Origin of the sequence: Oceanospirillum linum, from assembly GCF_001995095.2 — a bacterium.
In the GTDB taxonomy this organism is placed as follows: domain Bacteria; phylum Pseudomonadota; class Gammaproteobacteria; order Pseudomonadales; family Halomonadaceae; genus Oceanospirillum; species Oceanospirillum linum.
This window is the reverse complement of record NZ_MTSD02000187.1, coordinates 1-407: the sequence shown is the minus strand read 5'-3', so window position 1 is coordinate 407 and position 407 is coordinate 1. Positions and strand designations below refer to the sequence as shown.

General features: G+C 44.7%; 1 pseudogene. It reads right to left on the bottom strand.

Features of this window, described 5'->3' with window-relative positions:
- Window positions 1-407 (bottom strand): annotated as a pseudogene (rpoB, locus tag BTA35_RS17250) (DNA-directed RNA polymerase subunit beta); the annotation flags it as partial.

Genomic DNA, 407 nt, shown 5'->3' with positions numbered 1-407 from the left:
CCTGTATCTTCATCACGACCGATACGACGGTTGAACTTCATACGACCCACAGCAGAAAGATCATAACGATCTTCACTGAAGAACAAGTTCTCGAACAGTGCTTCTGCAGAATCTTTGGTCGGAGGCTCACCAGGGCGCATCATACGATAGATTTCAACTAGCGCTTCTAACTGGTTGCGTGTGTTATCAATACGCAATGTGTCAGAGATAAATGGACCACAATCAAGATCGTTGGTATACAACGTCTCGATTACTTTACAGCCCGCTTGCGCCAGTTTTTCTAGAATTTCTGCTGTAATCTCAGTGTTACACTCGCAGATCAGTTCACCTGTACGCTCGTCAACCATATCTTTGGCTACAACGCGGCCAAATAGATACTGAACAGGTACTTTCAGTTTATCCATACC